Origin of the sequence: Serratia grimesii (assembly GCF_900186025.1) — a bacterium.
Lineage (GTDB): Bacteria > Pseudomonadota > Gammaproteobacteria > Enterobacterales > Enterobacteriaceae > Serratia > Serratia grimesii.
In genome coordinates this window covers 3,329,630-3,354,939 of the sequence record NZ_LT883155.1, presented here as the reverse complement: position 1 = coordinate 3,354,939, position 25,310 = coordinate 3,329,630, and the positions used below count along the sequence as shown (strand labels likewise).

General features: G+C 54.4%; 25 protein-coding genes. 18 read left to right on the top strand and 7 right to left on the bottom strand.

The genetic code is table 11. The features are described 5' to 3' along the window. The first annotated feature begins 6 nt into the window (after positions 1-6). The 3 genes from SGBXF1_RS15875 (at position 7) to SGBXF1_RS15865 (ending at position 3,650) form a co-directional block, all read left to right on the top strand. Positions 7-1,470, top strand: a complete 1,464-nt coding sequence (locus SGBXF1_RS15875; protein WP_037417038.1) for an anion permease — start codon at positions 7-9, stop codon at positions 1,468-1,470. Positions 1,471-1,620: 150 nt separating this feature from the next. Then, entirely contained in the window at positions 1,621-2,850 is a 1,230-nt protein-coding gene (gene agp, locus SGBXF1_RS15870; protein ID WP_061806658.1) for a bifunctional glucose-1-phosphatase/inositol phosphatase, read from the top strand. A 104-nt stretch (positions 2,851-2,954) separates the two neighbouring features. After that, positions 2,955-3,650: a 4'-phosphopantetheinyl transferase family protein gene (locus tag SGBXF1_RS15865; RefSeq protein WP_238320977.1), complete on the top strand. Its 696-nt coding sequence runs from the start codon at positions 2,955-2,957 to the stop codon at positions 3,648-3,650. A 48-nt stretch (positions 3,651-3,698) separates the two neighbouring features. On the opposite strand, the gene rarD is transcribed toward SGBXF1_RS15865, so the two are convergent. Continuing rightward, a complete protein-coding gene (gene rarD, locus SGBXF1_RS15860) occupies positions 3,699-4,580 on the bottom strand; it encodes an EamA family transporter RarD (protein ID WP_037417042.1) in 882 nt (293 codons plus the stop codon). A gap of 140 nt (positions 4,581-4,720) precedes the next feature. On the opposite strand from rarD, the gene alkB reads away from it, so the two are divergent. Beyond that, positions 4,721-5,368: a DNA oxidative demethylase AlkB gene (gene alkB / locus SGBXF1_RS15855; RefSeq protein ID WP_130381351.1), complete on the top strand. Its 648-nt coding sequence runs from the start codon at positions 4,721-4,723 to the stop codon at positions 5,366-5,368. On the opposite strand, the gene SGBXF1_RS15850 is transcribed toward alkB, so the two are convergent. After that, a complete protein-coding gene (locus SGBXF1_RS15850; RefSeq protein ID WP_200875974.1) occupies positions 5,351-6,286 on the bottom strand; it encodes a LysR family transcriptional regulator in 936 nt (311 codons plus the stop codon). The genes alkB and SGBXF1_RS15850 overlap by 18 nt on opposite strands. Before the next feature lie 84 nt (positions 6,287-6,370). Here SGBXF1_RS15850 and SGBXF1_RS15845 point away from each other — a divergent pair, with 84 nt between their 5' ends. Beyond that, a complete protein-coding gene (locus SGBXF1_RS15845; protein ID WP_186427152.1) occupies positions 6,371-7,000 on the top strand; it encodes an alanyl-tRNA editing protein in 630 nt (209 codons plus the stop codon). Between the two features lie 15 nt (positions 7,001-7,015). On the opposite strand, the gene SGBXF1_RS15840 is transcribed toward SGBXF1_RS15845, so the two are convergent. Next, positions 7,016-7,264 carry a hypothetical protein gene (locus SGBXF1_RS15840; protein WP_130381348.1) on the bottom strand — a complete coding sequence of 83 codons (249 nt, stop codon included), beginning with the start codon at positions 7,262-7,264 and terminating at the stop codon, positions 7,016-7,018. A 439-nt stretch (positions 7,265-7,703) separates the two neighbouring features. Here SGBXF1_RS15840 and SGBXF1_RS15835 point away from each other — a divergent pair, with 439 nt between their 5' ends. The 8 genes from SGBXF1_RS15835 to SGBXF1_RS15800 all read left to right on the top strand — a co-directional run bounded on the left by SGBXF1_RS15835 (position 7,704) and on the right by SGBXF1_RS15800 (position 17,323). After that, complete coding sequence (locus tag SGBXF1_RS15835; protein WP_186427151.1) at positions 7,704-9,329, top strand: TIGR04028 family ABC transporter substrate-binding protein; 1,626 nt, start codon at positions 7,704-7,706, stop codon at positions 9,327-9,329. Positions 9,330-9,339: 10 nt separating this feature from the next. Further along, complete coding sequence (locus tag SGBXF1_RS15830; protein ID WP_186428522.1) at positions 9,340-10,284, top strand: ABC transporter permease; 945 nt, start codon at positions 9,340-9,342, stop codon at positions 10,282-10,284. Next, positions 10,281-11,171, top strand: a complete 891-nt coding sequence (locus tag SGBXF1_RS15825; RefSeq protein ID WP_186427150.1) for an ABC transporter permease — start codon at positions 10,281-10,283, stop codon at positions 11,169-11,171. Before SGBXF1_RS15830 ends, SGBXF1_RS15825 begins: the two co-directional genes overlap by 4 nt. Next, positions 11,168-12,844: a dipeptide ABC transporter ATP-binding protein gene (locus SGBXF1_RS15820; protein WP_186427149.1), complete on the top strand. Its 1,677-nt coding sequence runs from the start codon at positions 11,168-11,170 to the stop codon at positions 12,842-12,844. Before SGBXF1_RS15825 ends, SGBXF1_RS15820 begins: the two co-directional genes overlap by 4 nt. After that, positions 12,834-13,880 (top strand): putative FMN-dependent luciferase-like monooxygenase, encoded by a 1,047-nt coding sequence (locus SGBXF1_RS15815; RefSeq protein ID WP_130381344.1) that lies wholly within the window; start codon positions 12,834-12,836, stop codon positions 13,878-13,880. The genes SGBXF1_RS15820 and SGBXF1_RS15815 overlap by 11 nt, the downstream gene beginning before the upstream one ends. Further along, entirely contained in the window at positions 13,877-14,998 is a 1,122-nt protein-coding gene (locus SGBXF1_RS15810) for an alkylhydroperoxidase domain protein (RefSeq protein WP_186427148.1), read from the top strand. The genes SGBXF1_RS15815 and SGBXF1_RS15810 overlap by 4 nt, the downstream gene beginning before the upstream one ends. 260 nt (positions 14,999-15,258) lie before the next feature. Continuing rightward, positions 15,259-16,167 (top strand): sugar glycosyltransferase, encoded by a 909-nt coding sequence (locus SGBXF1_RS15805; RefSeq protein ID WP_037417409.1) that lies wholly within the window; start codon positions 15,259-15,261, stop codon positions 16,165-16,167. After that, complete coding sequence (locus SGBXF1_RS15800; protein ID WP_186427147.1) at positions 16,145-17,323, top strand: O-antigen ligase family protein; 1,179 nt, start codon at positions 16,145-16,147, stop codon at positions 17,321-17,323. Before SGBXF1_RS15805 ends, SGBXF1_RS15800 begins: the two co-directional genes overlap by 23 nt. Here SGBXF1_RS15800 and SGBXF1_RS15795 read toward each other — a convergent pair. Both SGBXF1_RS15795 and SGBXF1_RS15790 read right to left on the bottom strand, forming a co-directional pair. Next, complete coding sequence (locus SGBXF1_RS15795) at positions 17,311-18,405, bottom strand: glycosyltransferase family 9 protein (RefSeq protein WP_186427146.1); 1,095 nt, start codon at positions 18,403-18,405, stop codon at positions 17,311-17,313. The genes SGBXF1_RS15800 and SGBXF1_RS15795 overlap by 13 nt on opposite strands. Before the next feature lie 146 nt (positions 18,406-18,551). Beyond that, the gene (locus SGBXF1_RS15790; RefSeq protein ID WP_037417062.1) at positions 18,552-19,187 is read right to left on the bottom strand and encodes a flavodoxin family protein; all 636 of its coding nucleotides are present in this window, start codon (positions 19,185-19,187) and stop codon (positions 18,552-18,554) included. Between the two features lie 120 nt (positions 19,188-19,307). On the opposite strand from SGBXF1_RS15790, the gene SGBXF1_RS15785 reads away from it, so the two are divergent. From SGBXF1_RS15785 to SGBXF1_RS15775, 3 genes are all read left to right on the top strand, one after another. Then, positions 19,308-20,189 (top strand): LysR substrate-binding domain-containing protein, encoded by an 882-nt coding sequence (locus SGBXF1_RS15785; RefSeq protein ID WP_186427145.1) that lies wholly within the window; start codon positions 19,308-19,310, stop codon positions 20,187-20,189. An 87-nt stretch (positions 20,190-20,276) separates the two neighbouring features. Continuing rightward, on the top strand, positions 20,277-20,864 hold the full coding sequence (locus SGBXF1_RS15780) for a nitroreductase family protein (protein WP_037417064.1): 588 nt from the start codon (positions 20,277-20,279) through the stop codon (positions 20,862-20,864). Between the two features lie 154 nt (positions 20,865-21,018). Then, positions 21,019-21,312 (top strand): DUF2623 family protein, encoded by a 294-nt coding sequence (locus tag SGBXF1_RS15775; RefSeq protein WP_037417066.1) that lies wholly within the window; start codon positions 21,019-21,021, stop codon positions 21,310-21,312. A gap of 27 nt (positions 21,313-21,339) precedes the next feature. Here the strand turns inward: SGBXF1_RS15775 and SGBXF1_RS15770 are convergent, their stop codons facing one another. Further along, the gene (locus SGBXF1_RS15770) at positions 21,340-21,909 is read right to left on the bottom strand and encodes a helix-turn-helix domain-containing protein (protein WP_037417067.1); all 570 of its coding nucleotides are present in this window, start codon (positions 21,907-21,909) and stop codon (positions 21,340-21,342) included. A 39-nt stretch (positions 21,910-21,948) separates the two neighbouring features. Here SGBXF1_RS15770 and SGBXF1_RS15765 point away from each other — a divergent pair, with 39 nt between their 5' ends. Beyond that, positions 21,949-22,467, top strand: coding sequence for a GNAT family N-acetyltransferase (locus SGBXF1_RS15765; protein ID WP_037417069.1), 519 nt, complete (start codon positions 21,949-21,951; stop codon positions 22,465-22,467). 19 nt (positions 22,468-22,486) lie between these two features. After that, positions 22,487-22,936, top strand: coding sequence for a DMT family transporter (locus SGBXF1_RS15760; RefSeq protein ID WP_370452813.1), 450 nt, complete (start codon positions 22,487-22,489; stop codon positions 22,934-22,936). 54 nt (positions 22,937-22,990) lie between these two features. Here SGBXF1_RS15760 and SGBXF1_RS15755 read toward each other — a convergent pair whose 3' ends face one another. Next, the gene (locus SGBXF1_RS15755) at positions 22,991-25,177 is read right to left on the bottom strand and encodes a TonB-dependent siderophore receptor (RefSeq protein WP_186427144.1); all 2,187 of its coding nucleotides are present in this window, start codon (positions 25,175-25,177) and stop codon (positions 22,991-22,993) included. Between the last annotated feature and the right edge of the window lie 133 nt (positions 25,178-25,310).

Here is a 25,310-nt window from a genome sequence, read left to right as displayed (position 1 = left end):
AAACTTATGTCCGAAACCAAGGAAAAAATCTGGAAAGCGCTAACGCCGTTATTGGTGTTGGCGATCCTGCTCTGGATACCCACGCCCGACGGTATGCCGCCGCAGGCCTGGCGTTATTTCGCCATTTTTGTGGCGATGATTGTCGGCATGATTCTGGAACCTATTCCGGCGACGGCGATCAGTTTTATCGCCGTGACACTCAGTGTGCTGAGTGCCAACTGGGTGCTGTTTGGTGCGCAGGAACTGGCAGAACCGGGCTTTAAGGCCGGTAAAGAGGCGCTGAAATGGGGACTGGCAGGGTTCTCCAGTACCACCGTCTGGCTGGTATTCGGGGCATTTATCTTTGCGCTCGGGTATGAAGCCACGGGGTTAGGGCGGCGTATCGCACTGTTTCTGGTGAAGTTCATGGGTAAGCGAACGCTGACGCTTGGCTATGCCGTGGTGATCATCGATATCCTGTTGGCACCTTTTACCCCGTCCAATACCGCGCGTACCGGTGGTACCGTATTCCCGGTGGTGAAAAACCTGCCGCCGCTGTTTGACTCGTTCCCCAATGATCCCTCCTCGCGCCGTATCGGCGGCTACCTGATGTGGATGATGGTGGTGGGCACCAGCATCAGCTCCTCAATGTTTGTCACCGGTGCTGCGCCCAACGTGCTGGGGATTGAGTTCGTCAGCAAGATCGCCGGGGTGCATATCAGTTGGATGCAGTGGTTCCTGGCGTTCCTGCCGGTTGGGCTGCTGCTGTTGATTATCGCGCCGTTGATCTCCTATTACCTGTACAAACCGGGTGTGACCCACAGTAGCGAAGTGGCGACCTGGGCGAATACCGCGTTGAGTGAAATGGGCAAGTTGACGCGTAAGGAATACACGCTGATTGGTCTGGTGCTGCTCAGCCTGTGTCTGTGGGTGTTTGGCGGCAAGGTGCTTGACGCAACAACGGTTTGTCTGCTGGCGGTCTCGCTGATGTTGGCATTGCACGTGGTGTCTTGGAAGGAGATCACCAAATACTCCAGCGCCTGGAACACACTGGTTAACCTGGCGACGCTGGTGGTGATGGCCAATGGCTTAACACGTTCCGGTTTTATCGACTGGTTTGCTCAGACCATGAGCACCCACCTGGACGGTTTTTCACCCAATATGACGGTGGTGGCTCTGGTGCTGGTGTTTTACTTTGCTCACTATCTGTTTGCCAGCTTGTCAGCGCACACCGCTACCATGCTGCCAGTGATCCTGGCGGTCGGCAAAGGGCTACCGGGGGTTCCGATGGAACAACTCTCAATGTTGCTGGTGTTGTCGATCGGTATCATGGGGGTACTGACACCGTACGCGACTGGCCCAGGGGTGATCATCTATGGCTGCGGCTATGTGAAATCGAAAGATTACTGGCGTATGGGCGGTATTCTCGGTGTGGTGTATATCGCGGCACTGCTGTTGATCGGCTGGCCAATCATGCGGTTGTGGCTGTAAGTTTTTAAGTTAACGGCGGCCATCTGCGGATGGTCGCTGGGCAGACCTCTCCTTGTGATACCTATCACACACTTTCCCCGTTAACCTCGCCATCATAACGACGACAAAGCTAACACATTAAAAATAATCATATTCCTGGAGCCTCTGCGGATGAAAATAAAAACCTTATTGCTGTGCTTGCCGTTATTTATGACCGGGACTGCCCTGGCGGAAACCAACGACTATCAACTGGAACAGGTGCTGGTGATGAGTCGCCATAACCTGCGTGCACCGTTGGCCAATAACGGTAGCGTGCTGGCGCAGTCAACGCCCAAAGCCTGGCCGACCTGGGACACTCCGGGTGGTTTGTTAACCACCAAGGGCGGGGTGTTGGAAGTTTACATGGGGCACTATTTTAATGCGTGGCTAAAGCAAACTGGGGTACTGCCGCAGGAAGGCTGCCCGACTGCCGGCAGTGTTTATGTCTATGCCAACAGTTTGCAACGTACGGTCGCGACTGCGCAGTTCTTTACCAACGGTGCTTTCCCCGGCTGTGATGTCAGCGTGCACCATCAGGACAAAATGGGGGAGATGGATCCGACCTTCAACCCGATCATCACTGACAACAGCGAAGCTTTCAATCAACAGGCGCTGGGTGCCATGAACGCCGAACTGGCCTCGTTGAAACTGGACGCGGCCTATAAGCAATTGGAAAAAATCATCGATTACAAAGACTCCAGCGCCTGTAAAACCGACAAGCACTGTGATCTGACCAAAGAAGCCAGCAAAATGAGTGCGGTACCGGGCAAAGAGCCGGGTGTGGCTGGGCCACTGCGGGTAGGCAACTCACTGGTGGATGCCTTTATGCTGCAATATTACGAAGGCTTCCCGATGAAAGATGTCGCCTGGGGAAAAATCACCACGCCACATCAGTGGAAGCAGTTGGCGCAGTTGAAAGATGGCTATCAGGATTCGTTATTCACCTCACCAGTGGTGGCGCAGAACGTGGCCAAGCCGCTGCTGACCTACATCAACGGCGCATTGATTGGCGAACGCAAGCCAGATTCGCCGAAAGTCACGGTGCTGGTGGGCCACGACTCTAACATTGCCTCTTTGCTGTCAGCGATGGAGTTCAAACCGTATCAACTGCCGCATCAATATGAGAAAACACCGATTGGGGGCAAGCTGGTGTTCCAGCGTTGGCACGATAAGAAAAATGATCGTGACTTGCTGAAGATTGAGTACGTGTATCAATCTACCGATCAGTTGCGTAATGCCACCCCGTTGACGCTCAAGACCCCGCCGCAACGCGTGACGATGGCGTTAAAGGGTTGTCCGATTGATAAACAGGGATATTGCGCCTGGAGTGATTTCGAGAAAACCATGAAAGGCATTCTGTAATCCTGCCGTTCCTCTCCTCCGGTTGCGGGGGAGAGGAATAATCATTGTTGCCTTTCAGTTCGGCGTCTAAAATTGGCGGTCTGCGCACTCAACATGGACGACACGTGTTCTCATCTTTTATCCCCAATATTGAATGGCTGAACCTGGATGATTATCCGGGGCAGGTTGTGCGTTGCCGTTTTTCTTTGGCAAATTATCAGGACAGCTGCTTCGCTGACATTGGCATGGCAATCCCTGATCATTTGTCGCGGGCGGTACCCAAAAGGCGGGCGGAATATTTGGCCGGGCGTTATTTGGCGCGGGCGTTGTTGATACCTCAGGGATTTGCTGATTTCACCTTGTTGCGTGGTGAAGACCGTGCACCGCAGTGGCCGCAAGGAATTGCCGGTGCAATCAGCCATAATGCAAATACTGCGCTTTGCGCCGTGCATCGGGAGAGCGGGCTGGGTGGCGTGGGGTTGGACGTTGAAACGTTAATCCCCACTGCACGGGCGGAGGAGCTGTGGGGGGCTATCGTCAGCGAGGCGGAATATGAATACCTGCGCGCTCAACCGCTGACATTTAACCACGCGTTGACGTTGGTGTTCTCCGCCAAAGAAAGCCTGTTCAAAGCGTTGTACCCGCAGGTGCGCAACTATTTTGATTTTCTCGATGCGCGTCTGGTGGCGCTCGATGCGTACCAACAGACCTTTGAATTGGAACTGCTCAAGCAGCTCACACCTTCTTGCCATGCTGGGCGCCGTTTTAGCGGGCGCTATTGGCAAGAAGGTGACGACGTCACAACCTTTATTTTCTTATAAAGAGTAATTTAATCAAATAAATACTGGAGTTGCACTGTCACGTTTGCGCTAAATCTGCCTTCTGCGTAACAGATGGCGGGCGCCTTCCGACACCAACAACAACACGGCCAGCCAGATCGGAATGTAGGTTAGCCATTCATCCCGGCCAATGCTCTCGCCAAGTAACAACGCCACCACCACCAGCAGTACTGGTTCCACATAGCTCAGCAGACCGAACAGACTGAATGGCAGCAGGCGGCTGGCAAGGATATAGCATACCAGCGCAGCGGCGCTGATTACTCCCAGCAACGGAACCTGCCAATAGAGTGCCGGGCTGATGTTCAGCGCCGCCAGCGGCCCGTTGCCACCGAAGGCGAACCAGGCGGCTACCGGTAACATTAATGTCAATTCACACCACAGCCCGCCGAGGTTATCAGTGCCAAAACGGCGGCGCAAAATAAAGTAAAGCGGATAACCCAGCGCCACCACCAGCGTAGTCCAGGAGACGCCGCCCACCTGATACAGCTCATTACCAACGCCGATAATGGCGCAGGCTACCGCCAGTTTTTGCAGCAGAGAAAGCCGATCGCGGAACATTAAACGGCCCGCCAGCACCATCGTTAGCGGCAGCAGGAAATAGCCCAGTGACACCTCCAACGCTTTGCCGTGCAGCGGCGCCCACAGGAACAACCACAGTTGCACCCCCAACAGCGCCGAACTCAGCGGTAGAAACAGCAGGCGACGAGGCCGTTGTTTTATCCAGTACAGCGTTTCACTGACTTTGCGCCAGTCGGCGGAATACAGCATAAACAGGGTCAAGAATGGCACCGTCAGCAGGGTGCGCCAGCCAAACACCTGTTCGCCGTCGAGTGGCGTCAGAGTGGAAGTGTAGTAATACATCACGCCGAACAATATCGAGGCGATAACGGAAAGCGCTATTCCTTTAATCACAGACTGTCCTGAAAAGTTATTGATTTTATTGCCGCCCACTCTAGTGAAGTTTGGTGCTGACAACAATGCCGCGTATCACACTGGACAATCGTCAGTGGCGGGTTAAAATAAACACTGTGTATTAATACAGGTGTTTTGCAATGACCCTCGATCTATTTGAAGACGCTGTGCCGCCGCCGTGGCGAGAGCAGATCGCCCCAGGTGCGGTAGTGATGCACGGCTTTGTGCGCGATCATGGCCCGGAGTTACTGGCGGCAGTGAATGGGGTGATCGCCCAGGTGCCGTGGCGGCATATGACCACGCCGGGCGGCCATGTGATGTCGGTGGCGATGAGCTGGTGCGGCAACGGCTGGAGCAGTGATAGCCGTGGCTACCGCTACTCTGAGCGTGACTCGCGCAGCGGTAAACGTTGGCCACCGATCCCGGATATTCTGATGGCGTTGGCGGATGAAGCGGCGCAACAGGCAGGTTTTGCCCCCTTTGTCCCGGACTCTTGTCTGATGAACCGCTACGATCCGGGCAGTAAGCTGTCATTGCATCAGGACAAAGACGAGCATGATTTGGGCTCGCCGATTGTTTCCGTTTCCCTGGGGCTACCGGCGGTGTTCCAGTTTGGTGGTATGCAGCGCAGCGACCGGGCACAGCGCATTCCCTTGGCACACGGGGATGTTGTAGTGTGGGGCGGCCCATCGCGACTATGTTTTCACGGCATTATGCCGATCAAAGAAGGCTACCATTCGTTGGTGGGGCCACACCGTATAAACATTACCCTACGTAAGGCGCTTTAACTGTGGCTCTTTAGCCAGGCAGGCGACCAGATAGTCGATAAACACCCGCAGTTTGGGTGGCAAGTGTTGATTGGGTGCATACAACAACCACAGGCCACCGTGGTAACTGCTAAGAAAGTCCCATTCCGGCAGCACTTGCACCACGTCACCGCTGTCCAACGCTTGTCGGGCAGTGAAGTAGGGCAGACTACCAATGCCAATATGCTGTTTCACCGCATCCAAGCGTACGCCGGTATGGTTAGCGGCATAGCGACCATGCACATTTACCGCCACCGTTTTACCGGCTCGCCTGAATTTCCAGCGGGCGTCGTTAGGTGTTTCCCCCAGATAAATACAACTGTGATGTGCCAGATCTTGCGGGTGTTGTGGTGTGCCGTGTTGCGCCAGATAAGCGGGCGTGGCGCACAGCAGGTGTTCGATAGTCATCAACTGGCGGCCTATCAAGCCGGGTGAAGGCTGCTCGGTAATGCGCAGCGCCAAATCGACCCGATCATCAATTAAGTCCATATAACGGTCTTCCAACCGCAGGCGAACGTCCACCTTGGGATAGCGGCGTAAAAACTCTGGTATGTGTGGGTGCAATACAAAGCGGCCTACGGCCTTGGGTACGCTAACACTGATCAACCCCTCAGGCTCTACCGTCCCACGGCCGCTGAATTCCATGACGGAATGGGCGGCGTCCAGCATGTTGCGACAGCGTTGAAACACCTCTTCACCTTGTTCACTCAGGCGTAGCTTGCGTGTGGTGCGGTGCAACAGTTGTAGCGCCAACGCCTGTTCCAGTTTGGCTACGCTACGGCTGGCGGCGGAAGGAGAAGTGCCTAATCGACGAGCGGCGGCGGAAAAACTGCCGCTCTCTACCACCTGAACAAACATGGCCATTTCGGCCAGCAGTGAATGAGAGAGATTTGTGCTCACAGCGCAAAGGTCCATTGTAATGTTGACGGATTATCCTTTGATTATGGCATGAATATAATGGGCTCTCTAATCAGGAGAAAAACCATGACCGAACGACTTTATTATTACAGCGACGATTTACAAGGCGAAGCGCAGGTGCTGGTCTGCACCCCGATTGAAGAGGGTGGATACGCGATAGAGCTGGACGCCACGCTGTTTCACCCTCAGGGCGGCGGTCAACCGGCCGACGGCGGCCAACTTGGCACTGTCCCGGTACTACGTGTGGCGCAGCAGGGTGAAAAAGTGCTGCATTTTACTGCGGAACCCGTACCCGCAGGGCGGGTGAACGTACAGATTGATGGAGAACTGCGCCGATTGCATACCCGTTGGCATTCTGCCGGGCACTTAATCGGTTGGTTGGGTGAAACGCGTGGCTGGCAACCGGTGAAGGCGCATCATTGGCCGGGCGAAGGGCGAATCACCTTTGCACCGGGCGCGGAACCGCAAACGCTGGATCAGGCTTTCCTGCAAGCGGAGCTGGCACGGTTGATTGCGGCGGATTTCCCACGCAAACAACAGGCGGTTGACGGCCTGCGTCAGGTCGGATTTGGCGAACTGCCGGCCTATGGCTGCGGCGGTACTCATGTGCCTTCGCTGGCTGAACTTGGCACGGTAAACATCACTGCGCTAAAGGTGAAAAAAGGGCAGTTGATTGTGCAGTACGAGCTGGGTTGATTACAGAGCCGGCGACTATTTCATCGGCCCGGCCTGTCGTAGCATGGTGCAGAATGCGCACTGGCATCCCGCCTGTGGCAGCGCTGCACAGGTGCCGATGTTGACCGCCTGCGCGTCCAGCGCGTGAAAACCATAAAACAGATTCTCGAGGCTGTTTTCCGCTGCGCGTGCCTTTTCCGGCTGCGGTTCGGGCACTTTGGACTGAAACGCGGCGGCTTGCCCGGCCAGCAGCCCAAGGAACAGCAGAGAAAGTTGGATTTTCATTTTCGTCTTCCCGGTTTGGTTTCTGATACGTTATAACAAAACCCCTTTTCTGCCAACCGTCACCGCCTTGTGCATTTTCCGCCATTGGTTAGCGAAATTAGTTCGTTCAACTCCCCGCCAATTTGGTTTGTTATCGAGGTTGTGCCTTCCCACTGTTCGCGGCGCCGTCGCTGGTCCTAAAGCCTGTAATCAAGGTGGAAGGTGACGGACATAGTGGGCCTATGTCCTAGCCTGACAACGCTGAGTACAGGTTTTAGGAACGAGGTCCAGAGGGCTGGGTGCATTTCCTACGCCTCTGTATTGCTCATCGTTTATGCGCCACCGCAAACCTTGACGCTTACGGTTGGTTGCGTAGAGAAATGCTCACCAGCGGCGCTCACGCACAGTGGGGAGGTGCAACCTAATTTAATATTCCGAAATAAAGAAGGCGTGGCACTCTATGTTTAATTTCTCTTTCAATAGATTAACCAGCGGGATAACAGTGGCATTGGGATTGGCGGCGGTGATGAGTCCGGCGCTGGCATCGGTGCAGGGCGGCACGCTCGTCTACCTGGAGCAGCAGGCGCACACCAATCTTTATCCGCCTTCCGGCGGTTTCTACCCCAACGGCGGCATTCTCAACCAGATCACCGACAAACTGACCTATCAGAACCCTAAAACGCTGGAGATTGAACCGTGGATTGCCGAATCCTGGAGCAGTAACGCCGACAAAACCGAATACACCTTCAAGCTGCGGCCTGGCGTGACCTTCTCCGATGGCACACTGTTGGATGCCAACGCGGTGGCGAAGAATTTCGATACCTTTGGTTTGGGCAATAAAGAAAAACGTCTGCCGGTGTCCGAGGTCATCAATAACTATGACCATAGCGAAGTGATTGACCCGTTAACCGTCAAATTTTACTTCAAGCGTTCGTCACCGGGTTTCCTTCAGGGCACCGCCACCATAGGGTCGGGACTGGTTTCGCTGGGTACCTTAAACCGCAACTATGACGAACTGGGTGATGCACGCCATATCATCGGCTCTGGCCCGTTCGTGGTCAGCGGCGAGACGCTGGGACGCGAAGTGGATCTTAGCGTGCGCAAAGATTATCAGTGGGGACCCACCAAACTGGCCCAGCAAGGGCGCGCCAATCTGGACGGTATCAAGGTGATTGTCACTGGGGAAGACAGTGTGCGTATCGGCGCATTGCAGGCTGGGCAGGCGGACTTTATTCGCCAGATCCAGGCCTACGACGAGAAGCAAACGCAGGACCAGGGCTTCACTATCTACGCAGCCCCAACGCGTGGCGTCAATGACAGCGTTGCTTTCCGGCCTGATAACCCGTTAGTGAGCGATCTGCGCGTGCGTCAGGCGTTGCTGCACGCCACTGACAGCAAGCAGATTGTCGATACGCTGTTCTCCGTTAACTACCCGCAGGCCAAATCGGTGATTGCCTCTTCTGCCGCCGGTTTTGTCGACCTGTCCGCCAAACTGAAATTTGACCCGGAACTCGCCAACCGTCTACTGGATGAGGCGGGCTGGAAAAAAGGCAGTGATGGTCTGCGCGAGAAAGACGGTAAAAAACTGCTGCTGAATATCTATGAATCACTGCCACAGCCGCAGAATAAAGCGGTGCTGCAACTGGTTTCTCAGCAGTGGGGCAAGGTTGGCGCACGTTTGAATATTCTGGCGGGGGATGCCGGCAGCCGGGTGGCGGATAACCTTGATCCACAAAAAACGCCCGCAGCGGTGGTGGAAGTGGGACGGGCCGATCCGGACGTGATCAAAAGCCAGTTCTACCCGACCAACCGTGATGCGCTGTTGCAGCAAGGCGGGACGGGTAAAAACAGCACGTTCAAAGATGACAAGCTCAACGCTTTGCTGTTGGGCATTGCCTCTGAGGTGGATGCGCAAAAACGCCTGCTTATCGCCGGTGAAGCGCAAAACTATCTGCTCGATCAGGCCTACGTGATCCCGTTCTTCGAAGAGCCGCAGGTGTTTGCCGGTGCGCCTTATTTGAAGGGGGTCAGTTTCGAAGCTGTCGGTCGCCCGAGTTTTTACGGCGCCTGGTTAGAGAAACACTAAGGAGGTCATGATGAGCCGATATTTGGCGCGGCGCATTGGGCTGGCGCTGCTGGTGTTGTGGGCGACTTTTAGCCTGTCGTTTATCTTGCTACAGGTGCTGCCCGGCGATGCCATCCTGATTAAGTTTCAGAACCCGGATATGGGGCTCAGTCCGGCCCAGATCGCTGATATGCGCGCCGCCTATGGTGCCGATGTGTCGCTGTGGCAGCAGTACCTGCATGCGCTGGGCAATGTGTTGCGCGGTGACCTCGGGTATTCCATTCAGGCTGGTGTGCCGGTGACCGAACTGTTGGCGACTAACCTGCCCGCGACGCTGCAACTGGCGGTGTTGGGGTTCACGGTAGCGTTGATCCTGGCATTGGCAATTGCGTTTACTTCCAATCTGAGTGGTTTTGGCTGGCTAAGATCGACACTGCAATCGCTACCGTCGCTCTTTGTCTCGGTGCCGACCTTCTGGCTGGGTATCGTGCTTATTCAGGTTTTCTCGTTTCAACTCAAGCTGATCCCGGTGATTAACCCGGGTGAGTGGCAGGGACTGATTTTGCCGATTGTGACATTGGCCGTGCCGATCTCCGCGCCACTGGCGCAGATCCTGATCCGCAGTATTGATCAGGTGCAGACTCAGCCGTTTGTTGCCGTGGTCCGCGCCAAAGGTGCCAGCCGTAACCGTGTGCTGTGGCGGCATGTAGCCCGCAACGCCATGCTGCCCACATTGACGATTGCGGGCATTCTGCTTGGCGAGCTTATTGCGGGCGCATTAATCACTGAAACCGTATTTGGTCGTAGCGGGTTGGGGCAACTGACCTTACAGGCAGTCCTGAATCAGGATGTGGCGGTGTTACAAGCCATTGTGGTGATCTCGGCCGCCGCTTTCGTCAGCCTCAATCTGTTGGTGGATCTGCTGTTCCCACTGTTGGATCCCCGTCTGAAAATCCACACAGGAGCCGCCGTATGAGCAGTATCTCCTTTGAAAAAACTGTCGTGCACGAGCGTGATTTGGGTGGCCTGGAAAGCGAAGGGACCTTATCCACCAGCCGTCCGCGCCGTCGTCGGGTACCGCTGACGCTGCTGCTGGCGTGGGCGGTGATCGCCTTTGCGGTGCTATGGGCGCTGGCACCGCAGTTATTTACCGCGTACAGCGGTACAGAAGGCATTGCCGGCGCCCAGAGGCTGGCACCGGGCGGCGCACATTGGCTGGGCACCGATCAACTCGGGCGCGACCTGTATGCACGTATGGTGTATGGCGCTTCGCAGACACTGTCTGCCGCGTTAGTGGCGGTTGCTCTGGGGTTACTGCTGGGCACAGCGTTGGGGCTGATTGCCGGTGCAGTCGGGGGGATTGCCGATGAGGCAGTGATGCGCTTCGTTGATGTGTTGCTGTCGATCCCCGGTTTGCTGCTGTCACTGAGCATTATTATTTTGTTGGGTTTTGGCACGGTTAATGCCGCCATCGCCGTCGGTATTACTTCGGTTGCCAACTTTGCCCGCCTGGCGCGTGCCGAAGTGGTGCGGGTGCGCCACAGTGATTACGTCGAGGCGGCCTATGGTAGCGGTGGCACCTTCTGGGCGGTGCTATGGCGGCACATTCTGCCGAACTCGCTGACATCGGTGATCGCCTTCTCGGCGCTGCAGTTTGGCAGCGCTATTCTGGCGATCGCGACTCTGAGTTTTCTGGGCTATGGCACCCCGCCGCCGACGCCGGAATGGGGGCTATTGATCGCTGAAGGGCGCAACTACATTTCGACCGCCTGGTGGCTGACGACCTTCCCGGGGCTGGCGGTAGTAGCAGTGGTGTTGGCGACCAACCGCATCAGCCGTTCTTTGGGGAGAACCCAACGATGAGCCTTCAGACTGCATTGCAACGATCGGCAGCGACGCCGGTGCTGGAGCTGGATCAGGTGTCTATCGCCTATCAGAGCGCAACCGGCAGCCAGCGCGTGGTTCACCAGGTATCGTTCTCGATCCAGCCCGGAGAAGTGGTGGCGCTGGTGGGAGAGTCAGGTTCCGGTAAAACGACCACCGCGCAGGCGATCATTGGCCTGCTGACGGAAAATGGTCGTCTGGAACAAGGGGCCATCCGCCTCAACGGAACTGACATCAGCCACTGGTCGTCGCGGCGTTTAGACGCCGTGCGCGGCGCGCAAATCAGTTTGATCCCGCAGGACCCGTCCAGCTCGCTCAACCCGGTAAAAACCATTGGCGAACAGGTGGCGGAAATCCTCAATATTCACAGTCGGTTACCGCGTAAGCAGGTGCAACAGCGAGTGGTTGCCCTGTTGACCCGTGTAGGTCTGACGCACCCGGAACTGCGGGCTCGTCAGTACCCGCACGAGCTTTCCGGCGGCATGAAGCAGCGCGTGTTGATTGCGATAGCCATTGCTTTACAACCTGCGTTGATTATTGCCGATGAGCCAACCAGCGCGCTGGATGTCACGGTGCAAAAACGCATCCTCGATCTGATCGACGAGTTGCGGCAAGAGTTCGGTACGGCGGTGTTGCTGGTGACCCACGATCTGGCTGTGGCGGCGGAGCGTGCCGACCGGCTGCTGGTGTTTCGCCATGGCCGGGTGCAGGAGCAAGGTGTAACCGCCGCGGTGTTGGGGGCACCTGCCAGTGATTATACCCGCCAACTGTTTGCCGACGTACCGTCGTTGGGTCGCGCCACGCCGCGGCCACCTATCGGGCATGCCCTGCAAGAACAGGCGATCCAGGTCAATGGGCTAGTGAAAGACTTTCGCCTGAATGGCACCGGTAGCAAAACCTACCGTGCGTTGGATCAGGTGTCGTTTAGCGTACCGCGCGGCACCACCCATGCGTTAGTGGGGGAGTCTGGCTCCGGCAAGACCACCCTGGCGCGCTGCCTGCTCGGTTTTCAACGACCGGACGCCGGGCAAATCATTATCGACGGGGTCGATTTTACCCAGTTGAAAGGCGAAGCGCTGCGACAGTTCCGCCGCCGTATTCAGTTGGTGTACCAGAATCCTTTCGGCTCGCTCGATCCATCGCAAACGCTGTATCAGGTGATTGAAGAGCCGTTGCTAAATTTTGAACCACTGGGCAAAGCGGAGCGCTATCGCCGGGTGCGGGATTTGTTTGAACGGGTCGCGCTACCGAATGAATTGCTGAGTCGTAAACCCCGCGAACTCTCCGGCGGCCAGCGCCAACGGGTGGCGATCGCCCGTGCGCTGGTCTTGCAACCACGCGTGCTGGTGCTCGATGAAGCGACGTCGGCATTGGATGTCCGGGTACAGGCGCAGATCCTGCGGCTGTTGCAGGATTTGCAGCAGGAACTGGGGCTGACCTATTTGTTTATCTCACACGATCTGGCGACGGTACGGCAGATTTCACACAGTGTTTCGGTGCTGCATCGTGGGGTACAGGTGGACAATGGCGCGACTGGCGAGCTGTTCGCGCTGCCTGGCAGTGATTACACCCGTCAGTTGATTGAGGCCATTCCCGGTCGTCAGTTTAATGCCGAACCGCCTGAGGTTGAGGATGCGATCTATGAGCAGTAAAAGACTCGGTTTTTTCACCCGGTTACTGGATCAGGGGAGTGCGCAGCAGCGCTACCGACTGGCGACCGAACAGATTGTACATGCCGAACGGGCCGGGTTTGATAGCGCCTGGGTGGCACAGCACCATTTTCATGAGGATGAGGGAGGATTGCCTTCTCCGTTGGTATTTCTGGCGCAGGTGGCGGCGCGTACTCGCCATATCCGGCTCGGCACCGGGGTGATCACGCTACCGATGGAGTCGGCCATTCGTGTGGCGGAAGATACCGCCGTGCTGGATCTGCTGTCCGACGGCAGGCTAGAGGTGGGGATTGCCGCCGGTGGTACGCCGTCTTCGTTCAGCGCCTTCGGGTTCGATGCTCAGCAGCGCCACGCAGTGTTCACCGACAACTTCAACATTCTGCTGCGTGCCTGGCGCGGCGAGGCATTGGGGGATGAAACCAATCGCTTGTATCCGGCGGCACCTCAGTTGGCTGATCGGGTTTGGCAGGCCACTTTTTCGGTGGAAGGGGGCGAACGCGCCGGACGCGCCGGTGACGGCCTGATGCTGTCGCGGACTCAACCACGTCCGGCAGATACACCGGATCTGCCGCTAGACGAATTGCAGAACCCGATTATTGACGCCTATCTGGCAGCGTTACCGCCGGGGATCGCGCCGCGCATTATGGGCTCGCGCACGGCATTGGTCACTGACAATGGCCAACTGGCACGAGATTTTGCCGCGCAGGGGCTTGGCCGTGGGCTTGAACGCCTGCGTGCCAGCGGCCATCGCCCGTCTGATGAATCGCTCGATGGGCTGATCCGCGCCTTTGATGTGCATCTTGGCAGCCCGGATCAGGTCATTGCTTCTTTACAGAAAGACAGTGCGCTGGCGCGGGTGACTGACCTGGCATTTCAGGTGCATTCCATTGATCCGCCGCATGCTCATATCCTGCGTTCGATTGAATTAATCGCCCGCCATGTTGCGCCTGAACTGGGCTGGCAACGTCGTACACCCATTACTGTCTCCTATGAACATCACGCTGAGGAAAAGGTATGACTGCACAATTGAACAATGAAGACCTGTTGGCTGCGTTGGCAGAGATTGCGCCCGGTTCTGCGCTGGCACAGGCGAGAGCAACACGGCAGGCGGCGACAGATGCGATTCATGCCAGTTACCTTGCGCTGTTTTCCCCCGCAGACGTGGGCGGATTTTCCTTAGCACAGCGGCTGCAAATCGCGCAGCGTATCAGCGAATGGCATGCAGACAAGCCACTCTCCACGCATTATGCGGCATTGCTGCAACAACAAGGCGGTGCAGAGGAAGGGGCACATTTACAGGCAGCCCTGGATCATGCCGAGCGGCTGGCGTTTAAACCTGCCAGCGCCGACGCGCAACATCTACAGGTGCTCCAACAGGCCGGTTGGTCGCTGGACGATATTGTCACCTTGTCGCAACTGATCGCGTTTGTCAGCTTTCAAAGCCGTCTGCTGACGGGATATAGGTTGCTTGGCGGCAAGCCGATAGAAGAGGGCGCTGTTGGTGCACCGGTCAGGGCAGGCCGTTGGCGTACAGAATCCACCACGCTGCGTGGTCGCCATGCGCCGCCGGTATTTACGCGTCAGGAACTGGGTTGGGAGCCGTGGATCGCCGCTAAACCGTTGACGGAGTTTGACGCAGCAGGTCAGGCGCTGTTGACACGCTTTGGGCATAGCGATTCGGAATATTTCCGTCTGTTGGCCCGCAATCATCCGGTGTTGGAACAGCGGACATTAGCGGATCGCGCGATTTTCTATACCTCGGACGGATTGGAGCGTAAAGATCGTGAACTCGCGGCGACGGTCGCGAGCAAGGTGAATGGCTGCATCTATTGCGCTTCGGTACATGCTCGCAAGGCAGCGCAATTGTCCAGGCAGGCGGATGAGGTGCAACGTCTGCTGGACGTAGCGCCGGGAGAGATATTGAGTGAAGGGCAAGAAGAACCGTGGCGCGTGCTAATAGACTTTGCCGCTGCATTGTCTGCTACGCCGCCGCAGGCTAATGCCGCTCATCTGGCGGAGCTGCGCGGGTTGGGGTTGGATGAGCTAGCCCTGTTGGATCTGATACAGTCAACGGCCTTCTTTGCCTGGGCGAATCGGCTGATGCTGACCCTTGGAGAACCCTTCGACGATCGGTAAAGTGAGTGCAAAGCCCTAGCTGAAATAACCGGGGATACGTTATTCGCCCCGGTATAATTAAAATAATAATTACTGTTCCCTACACATTATTAACCTGATTAACAAATACACACATCTCTTGTCATTATCATGACGAATAATTCAAATTGAAAAAATTGCCCCATCACCCCTAATGCTCCGATACTCAGCCCATCAGTGAATTTAATTCAAAAATAGACAGTTAATTTTGGCAGGACGCATTTTCGATGGGATACGGCGCGATGGGAAGTTTTTTTAAGCAGGTATATCGTTATTCTCATACACGGCCTTACCGGCACAATGAAAACCTCTGGCCGTATGTGAAAATTGAACGTGCAGAAAGCGGAGAAATTGCGGTATTAGAGTACAAAAGACAAACAGTGCCGATAGTGACCTTGTCAGCATTGAAAGACAGTTGCCAGGGGCCGGTATTGCTGACGGCAACGGGACCCTCGGTAAAAAAAATGTGCTTTAGCGATATCCCGGATATGCCGGCTATCGGAGTCAACGGTGCCTATTGCTTAAGCCAACAGGTGCGCTTTCGCTTTTACGTGATTGTCGATATGGGCTTTATCGATCGGCGGCCGGATATTATCCAGGATATTATCCTTGAGTCTGACTTAATCCTGTTTACGACGGTACACGGCGTGGCGAAAATAATTGACCGGTTCACGTTGGCCGGGGTGAAATGCCGGTTTGCCGTGGTTGAGGACGCAGCCTTCAAAATTTATAACCCCAAAATCAATCCGCTGGCTTTGTGGGAGCATTATCGCCATGATCAGTGTGTTGATTTCTCGCCGGTCTGTAAATCCATCGCATTTAGCCATGACATTCGACATGGTATTTTCGATGCCGGTACCGTGGTGTATTGGGCTTTTCAGATAATTGCCTTTTTGGGGTTTAAACAGCTCTTTATTGCAGGGCTGGATATGAACAATTTCCACTTGCCACGATTTTATGAGACACCGGAAAACCAATTGCCAACCTTCTTACCGGAGAAGGTTGATGACCTGATTATCCCGGCGTTTAGTCATGCTGGAGAAAGAATGAAAAAAAAGAATATTGTCGTAAGGAATTTTTCGTTGGGGAGTGCCATAGATACAAGTATTTTTGAAAAGGTTGATTGTAATGATTTTTTCAAAAAGAACTGATGTAACGGCATTGATCTCTGTTTACGCTTTTCTGGCATTCTCTTTTTTCAGTGCTATTTTCTGTGGTTTCACCCGGGTAAATAATTTATTCCATATCGCAGCATTTTTCTTCTTGCTTACGTTGCTCTCCAAACCTGCATTTCGACAAGCCTGGCTTAACAGACGTTCGACGGTGGTGGGGATACTGCTGGCCGCATGTTTTCTCACCTATTACTCTGCCAGTAATCTCTGGGGGGGCACGCCGGATAATATGGCGTCAACTTTGACGCACAGTGCTTATATCCTGATTTATCTTGGCCTGTTGGTCACTGTGCTGGAAAGTCCACGACGTACTCTTTTACTGTGCGGGGTGATTGCCGGCATCACCTTGCTATGCCTGTATCTGGCATGGGTTGATTACCGTGTAATTTATACCCTAAGAGAAACATCTGACGCCAATCCCGGCCCGCGTAATGTGATAGACCTTGCCGGCTATGCTGCGTTGGGGATTATTTTAAGCCTGATGGTTTTTCGTGATACCCAACAAAAAAAAGCCCTGCTGTCGATCCCGGTGCTTTTTGCTTTTATGGTGCTGACGCAAAGCCGTGGGCCTTTGATTGCCCTGCTAGCCGCACTTGCATTAACCACATCCTACCTGGCACTGAATAAAAAAACGGTTTTTTCTATTGTGGCCGCGATGATACTTGCCGCAATGGTGGTTGTTTTTTCACCCATTGGCGAGATGCTGATTACACGTTTTGAAGAACTGTATCAGCAGAGTTTTGTACGAATGAGTATTTGGCAGCATAGTGGGATGTTGATAGCGCAGGCGCCATTTTTTGGCTATGGATTTGATAAAGAACTGACGTTCACCAATTACACCGGCGAGTTTATTCATACAACGCATAGCTTGTACCTGGGGGCATTACTCAAGGGGGGGCTGATCGGGTTTAGCCTGTTTGCAGGATTACTGGTATTTGGCGCAGTGCTCGCTGTACGTCATCTCAACGCCGGGCGACGGCTGGAAGCCGCGTTGTATTTTTTCATGCTGATTTTCTATTGCTCGCAGGGTATGTTTGTTATCGCCAATCCGGCCGAGTTTTGGTACCTGTTTTGGTTCCCGCTGGCCATGGTGTTTGCCCAACCTGCCAATGCGATCGCTGATCAGCCGCGTTGAAGCGCAGCCGCCACTTTATCAAAAACCTGATGCTCAGTGATGATGCTAAGCGGTTGACGACGTTGGGCTGCACTGAGCTGTATCGTATCCGTGGGCACGTACATAACCTGATGCAACTCGCTATTCTGATAGGGGCCAGTATGCTGCGGATTCGCTGTGACAAACAGGCTGACGGTGGGGGTTTTGAGGGCAATGGCCAGATGCAGGGGGCCAGTGTCGCCGGTGACCAAAACCTGCATGTTTGACATCACTGCCAGCAGTTGCGGCAGGGTGGTTTTGCCCATGTGGCTGACCACGCGTTGTTGCTCGGCTAGCGTCAGTCCGGCCATGAAGGCCTTTTCGATGGCTAGCTCTTTAGGGGTGCCAATTAACTCAATCTGGTTGTGTGGCGAGTGCGCCAGCAGCAGTTTGGCCAGATGAGTAAAACGTTCAACGGGCCAGCAGCGTAAGGTTTCTGAAGCCCCCATTTGGAAACCAATCAGGGTTTTGCCGCTGGTTTTATTCACCGGTGGAAACTCAATGGGAATAAACATCTCGGTATTGTCTGTGCGACACCCCAATTGCGCCACCAGATCCAACTTGCGCTGAATTAAATGCCCGCCGGTGCTGCGGCTGACTCCGCTCAGCCAGGGTTCCATGCCGGTGGCTTTGTTGCCGTAAGCATCTTTGAACACATAGTGGCAACCGGCGGTAATGGCGACAATGACGTCATAAGGGGATTTGGAGTGAAGGATGATCGCCAGTTCAGGCTTATGTTTACGCAGCTGGTGAATAACGCTGAGCATGTCTTTTGCTTTATGATCCCAATAAATAACATCATTAAAGAAACGACTTTCTGCGACCAATTGTTTGTTTTTATAGCTTGAAATAAGCGTGATGTGTGCCGTTGGGTAGCGTTCACGCACCGCGCGAATAGCTGGCGTATTAAACATAAGATCGCCAAGTGCGGTGGTGGAGAAAATAACAATGCGATTAAACGTCAGGCCCGGATGAAAACTGGCTTTATCTTTAACACTGCCGCCGAACCGGGTGTACACCTGCAGACAGGCGTTGGCTGCCGTTATTTTCCATTGTTTTGACATCTTATTTCACTTTGAGTTGATTGGCGTGCCGGTCTGACGGACACATCATATGATGTTTATCCTAACGGGCCAATGGGCGGCAATATATTGCTACATATACTTGCGCAACCTTAATAAAGGGGCAGCAAACTGCCCCTTTTGGCGAATCAACGTTGCCAAACTTGCGGGCTGCGTGGCGTATCCACTCGGTAATCCGAGTAGTGACGTGTGAAAATATCGCGTCCCAACTCGTGAGCGGCCAGCAGTGGATTGCGTGGATCACGGCTGATTTCACCGCGGTTGTTGCCTGCCCCCTGTACCACGCCGACAAACTCGGAATGCGTATAGCGACTGAACTCCTGAATCTGATGCACGATCCCCATAGCACCACCGGGGTACGTTTCCTCTGAGGCCACGGCCAGCCCGATGCGCTTACCGCTCATACGCTGGTGCACCTGCTCCGCATCGGGGTAGGTGCTGGCGTAATAGCTGAAAGAGCGATCGAAAAAGGCTTTGGTTTGCGCCGACATGCCATACCAGTAAAGTGGGGTGCAAAACACAGCCGCGTCCGCAGGCAGAAAATGTGTCAGGAACAGTTCACCGTAACGGTCGGAAGGCGGAGCTGCATGGCGCTCATCAGCTAGAAAACCGCTGATGTAATCATCCAGAAAATGCAGGCTGGCTGTTGTTCCTGCCTCGGCGGCGCCGGTCATCACGGCTTGGGCCAAAGCGGCACTGTTGCCGTCACGGCGTGGGCTGCCGACCAATACGATAAGATGTTTTGGGTGATGAGATGAATTCATGTAACTCTCCGTTTGCTGGCAACGAGTGTGAATAGTCAATTTACGTTGTGTTCAGCGCCAGCGACAAATGAGCTTTACTCTGCCAAGATGAATTGAATTCACCTTTACGGAACCAACACCATGTTTGCTACGCTGCCGGTTACTGCGCTACGCACCTTTGAGTCCGCTGCCCGCTTGCGCAGTTTTAAACAAGCCGCACTGGAGTTGGCGGTTACGCCGACGGCGGTGTCACATCAGATCAAAGTCCTTGAACAGCAATTGGGTTTCGCCTTGTTCGATCGGGTACCGCGCGGCGTGCGATTGACGCAGAAGGGTGAACGCCTGTTTGCCAGGGTGCACACTGCGCTGCTTGATGTGGCAATGACGTTGGATGCGCTACGCCCTGTACCCAGTGCCGGCTCATTGTGTGTTTCGGTCACCCATTCATTCGCTGCACTGTGGTTAGTCCCGCGTCTGGGGCGGTTCTATCAGGCCTATCCGCATTATCTGGTCCGCCTGGAAGCCTGCGGCGAGGTTATTGACCTACAGCAGGACGCCAGTGTGGACATTGCTATTCGCTACAGCAGTGCAAACTACCCGCAGTTGCATCAGGCGGCGCGGCTGGAGGAGAGTTTTGGTGTTTATGGTGCCCCGGGCCTGTGCGCAGCGGAACAGCAGACGCCCGCACTGATCACCGTTCGCTGGCATGACTCTACCTTGTATGAAAACGGCTGGCGCGAGTGGTGTCAGGCTGCCGGGGTTGATTGGTGGCAACAGCACACGACGTTACGGGCGTATGACGAAGAGCATTATGCGTTGCAGGCAGCGGTGGCTGGGCAGGGGCTGGTGTTGGCCAGTTCGGTGATGGTGTCCGATCAGGTACGTAATGGCTTATTGGTTTCCTATCGTCCGGAAATACGCGTGCCGGGTGCCGCTTATACCGCACTGTGTGTACCGGGTCGCGAACGACATCCGCCGGTACGGGCGTTCCTGGATTGGCTGCAACAAGAGCTCCTGCGCTGAGCAATAGCACAAAATAAAAGTTTTGCTGGTGTGAGTCATGGGAATATCAGATAACGTTGTTATTCCATACCCATGAGAGAGATGTCCATGAGCCAGCCAAGAATTTCCGATCACCCGATTGATGCGCAGTTTATTGAACGTTGGTCGCCGCGCGCGCTGGCGAATGATCCTATTGACGATGCAACCCTGCTGAGTTTCTTTGAAGCCGCGCGCTGGTCGCCTTCAGCGTATAACGTTCAGCCATGGCGCTTTGCCTACAGCAAGCATGGTTCGGCCAGCTGGGACAGCTACCTGGATTTCCTGGTTGAATTTAACCGCGGTTGGGCGCAACACGCTTCGGCGCTGGTGGTGGTCATCTCCAAAACCACCAGTTTGAACGGTGAAAAAGAAGTGAGTAACCCAAGCCACGCCTTCGATGCCGGTGCCGCTTGGGCTAACCTGGCGTTGCAGGCACATTTGAAAGGCTGGCTGACCCACTGCATGGGGGGCATCCATCACGATAAAATCAAAGCTGCGCTCAATCTGCCTGACAACTATCAAGTGCATGGCATCGTGGCTATCGGTAAAGCGGGGGATAAATCCCGTCTGCCTGAGTTCCTGCAGCAAAAAGAGATCCCTTCAGGCCGTTTGCCACTTGAGCAGACTGTGGTGGAAGGGCTGAACTTCACCCTGTAATAGATCTTCAAAGACTGATTAGCCCGCAGGGTTTCGCTCTGCGGGCTTTTTTATGCCGTAAGACGTTGAGGTAAAACTTTGTGAGTATGTCCATGGCCACAATGATCGCTATATAATGTTTTATATAGCGATCATTGAGAGAAAAGGGGGTTCCATGAACAATCACTTCGGCAAGGGACTGATGGCCGGTTTAAAAGCGCAGGACGCCAGCCCACCAGGTCAGTTATCCCGGTTCTGCTGTGACTACAAGCGGGGTTTCGTGTTGGGGTATGCCCACCATTTGGCGGAAAGCTTAGGAGATGAAAATCAGGCAGCGTTCGAGGCCGGGCTGCTTTGCCGGGCCTACGATCTCAATGGGGAGCTGATGAGTGAGTTCTTCTCTGGCGGCGCTAATCGCTTGGCCGAGAAATTTTTCTGTGCAGGCTATAACCGGGACCCACAACGTTAAGCGTCATCCGTTTAGGGCCTGACAGCGTCAGGCCTTGTTCATCACTACCACCAGGTAAATGCAGGTTTCGGCGCTCTCATTTTTGAATACACAATCGGTGGGCGGACCGAGTTCAAGGCAATCACCTTCAGCCATCTCATGGCGGGTTTCGCCTTCCTGAAACACCAACGAACCTGACAGCACCCACAGCAGTTGCCGCATAAAAGCGTAGGCTGAGGCTGGCATGGGGATCTCCGCGCCGGCAGGCAGTTCAATGCGCACCAGATCGAGTGGCATATCCGACTGCGGAGACACATGACGGCGAATGTAGCCACTGTCGGGATCGACCCAAACCGGCTGATCCTGTTGGCGCATCAACCGACCTTCTTGCGTTTCCGCCCGGGCGATCAGTTTTGACATGCTCAGGCCGAACGCGCCAGAGAGGCGACCTAGCAACATCGCCGTAGGGCTACTGTCACCGCGTTCAATTTTGTGCACCATGGCACGCGAAACTCCGGCCCTTTCGGCCAGATCGGACAATGACCAATGGCGTGCTTCACGTTCGATGCGGATCCGCGCACCGATGCGTTGATTTAAGTTGTCTAATTTATTATTCATATCGTAGTATGATAGTAGACAGTCAACCAAGAGGTCAACATGCTTATCCGTAACGCGACTATAACCGATAGTGCAGGTATTGCGGCTATCTATAATGATGCTGTGCTTAATACGACGGCGATCTGGAATGAACTTAGCGTCGATGCGGCGAACCGTGAGGCCTGGATGGCGGAACGGCAAGCTGCGGGTTATCCGGTATTGGTCGCGGTTAATGAGGCGGGTGAGGTGATGGGGTATGCCTCATTTGGTGACTGGCGGGCCTGGGACGGTTACCGACACACTGTCGAACACTCGGTTTATGTCCGCAAGGATTGCCGTGGTGGCGGAGTGGGTAAAACGTTACTGATCGCTCTGATTGAGCAGGCGCGGGCAATTGGCAAACATGTGATGGTGGCGGGTATTGAGTCCGGTAACCATGCCTCCGTGCAGTTGCACATCAATCTGGGGTTCGAGATGGTCGGACGGATGAGCGAAGTGGGCGCCAAGTTCGGTAAATGGCTGGATTTGACCTTTTTGCAGTTAAAACTCGATGACAACAACGAGCCACCGGCCCGCTAATCATGCCGAAAAATTCAGGATCGCTATGAATATCATGCTATTGCTGCTGGTGGCCGCCGGGATCAGTCTGGTTATCCAGAACCTGCTAATGGTGCGTATTACTGAAAGTGTGTCGACGGTGTTGATTACGTTGGTGATCAACTCCAGCGTTGGCCTGTTGTTGTTGATGGGGTTATTGTTTGCCAAAAACGGCGTGAGCGCGTTGGCGGAGGTGACTGGCACACTCAGGATATGGATGTTGCTGCCCGGTTTGCTGGGTTCATTTTTTGTTTTCTCCGGTATCCTGGGCTACCAGAAGCTGGGGGCGGCGACTACCATTGCCGTCCTGGTTGCCAGCCAGTTAGTTGCGGGGCTGATGGTGGATATCTACAAAGCCGGGCCAGCGGCACTGCGCGAAAATTTGCCTGCACTCTTGGGCGGTGTATTGTTGGTCATTGGTGCTTTTCTGGTGGCCAGGCGAAGTTTTTGAACGCTAAAAGGCCCGCTCAGTTTCCCCGAACGGGCTAGTCTGCATCTTAGTCAATCAGAATGACAACGTCATACCAGCATAATAAGCGCGGCCGGGTTCGTTATAAGTCGACGCACCTTCGTTTTCACGATACAGCTCCTTATCAAACAGATTACTTATGCCTGCATTCAGACGCAGGTTCTTGGCCAGATCATAATTCACCCCAACCGCTGCTACGGAATAGGACCCTACCTCATTGGTTGCCAGCGAACCCACTTCATTGCGGATTTCGGCATACTCACGTGGTTTCTGACGGCCATAAAAGGTCCAGGTGACATTGGTTGAAAGCTTATCGGTCAACTGATAATCCAGCATGGTATTGACGGTGTATTTGGGGATCACGGAAAGTGGATTGCCGGTCTCCTTATTCTCTGATGTGATCATGTAGGTAGCATTGGTGCGCCAGCTAAGCCGATCTTTGATCACCGGGATCACCAGGCTGCCTTCTAAGCCTTCGACCACCGCTTTGCCGCCATTTTCCCAGCGTAAAATGTTGTAACCGTTAGAGGCGTAGCCCACCAGATCGGTACCCGAGACGATTTTATTTTTATAATCGTTACGGAAGTAGGTGATACCGGCATTGAATCCTTCATAGGCGAATTCCAGACCAATCTCTTTGTTAATGCTGACTTCGGGATCTAAATCGTTGTTACCCATCAGGTAGCAACTTCCTGAGGCAATATTATTTGGGCATCCGTTGCCACGGGTAGAAAGCAGGTAGCCTTCGCTGGATTGGTACAGGTTAGGGGCTTTAAATACGCGTGCAATGCCCGCTTTCAGTTTGAAGTAGTCGCCAAGCTCTTGTGAAGCGTTGAGGCTTGGGCTCCAGTTACTGCCGAATTTACTGTGATAATCGAAACGCAGGCCGGGAATCAGCAAAGTACCGGGTACGGCTTCGATATTATCTTCGAAATACAGAGCGCTAAGTTCAGCACTGTTTTTAGCACTGCGGCCGCCAGGATCGCCGGATATGTCGCCAATGGTGATGCCGCTGGCATCCGTGACCTGCATGGATGCGGGGTCGTTAAGCTGTTCCCGGTTCCACTCTGCACCGAGCGTCATGGTTTGGTCTAACCACAGGTCTAACGGAAGTGACACTTCACCGGTAGTTCTGACATTTTGCAGCCGACTGGTCGTGTATTGGTCGCTGTTTATCATCCCTTCCACACGCCCGGTAGACCCTTCTTGCAGGCGGGTATTATTGGTTTTTTCGTAATAGATGCCGACGCGTGACTGCCCCCAATCCCAGATGCCGTTATGGGTGATGCCATAGGTCTGGCGATATAGACGGTTGGTTTCTTGCCCGTACAGTGATGACACCAGATCGTTCGGGCTAAGGTTACCGTTGCTGTACTGGGTATCGCCGGCATAGATATTCCCCTGACGGCTGTAGCCCAGTTCAAAATCAACGATCTGCGTTGGGGTCATTTTCCAGGAGAAGAGGGCATTGACGTCTTTGTTGCGCACGCCTTCGTGACCGGCAGCATAGGAACCGTTTTGTGCCGTGTTGATATCAGCAGCATCGGCGTCGGTTTTGTTGAAGTTTCCGTATAACCGCATGGTGAGTGCATCGCCAGCTAATGGGCCGCTGAGGCTAAAGTTAGTGCGCTTTGTCGCCCCCTCTTTGTCGTTTTCTGGCTGATTGGTAAACAGAGATAAACTTCCGTGCCAGTCGTTAGTTGGGCGCTTGGTGATGATATTGATTACCCCACCTGCGGCACCGGAACCGTAACGTGTCGCCGCCGGGCCCCGCAGAACCTCGATACGTTCAACCATTTCTGCTGGCACCCAGTTGGTATCGCCGCGGGTATCTCTTTCGCCGCGCCAGCTATAGCGGACCGAATTACGTGACGTGGTCGGGACGCCGTCGATCAGGATCAGCGTATTCTCTGGCCCCATCCCGCGTATATCGATCTGACGGTTATTGCCCCGGCTGCCGCTGGCGCTGTTACCGGTGAGGTTCACGCCAGGCATTTTTCGAATAATGTCGGATAAATCATTGACCGGAGGATCCTTGGCGATGTCTTCAGCGGTAATAATGGAGACGCCAGGTTGCTGTTTTAATTGTTCCTCTGCCGGTGCCAAGACCACCATTTCTTCACTTTCACCCGCCAGATCATCAGCGGCATAGCCGCTACCGCTAATCAACCCTGCCAGCAGTATCGCGCCCGGTCTCAATTTGAAAGCTTTTGTGTAAATCATGCATCTTATCCCTGAAAGTGTGTGCAAATATTATTGAATGATTATGGTAACGATAATCATTTACATTTATCGTAAAGGAAGTGCAAATTCACAATATCTCCACATTCTGTTTCAGGCGGCTCAGGCATGCAGG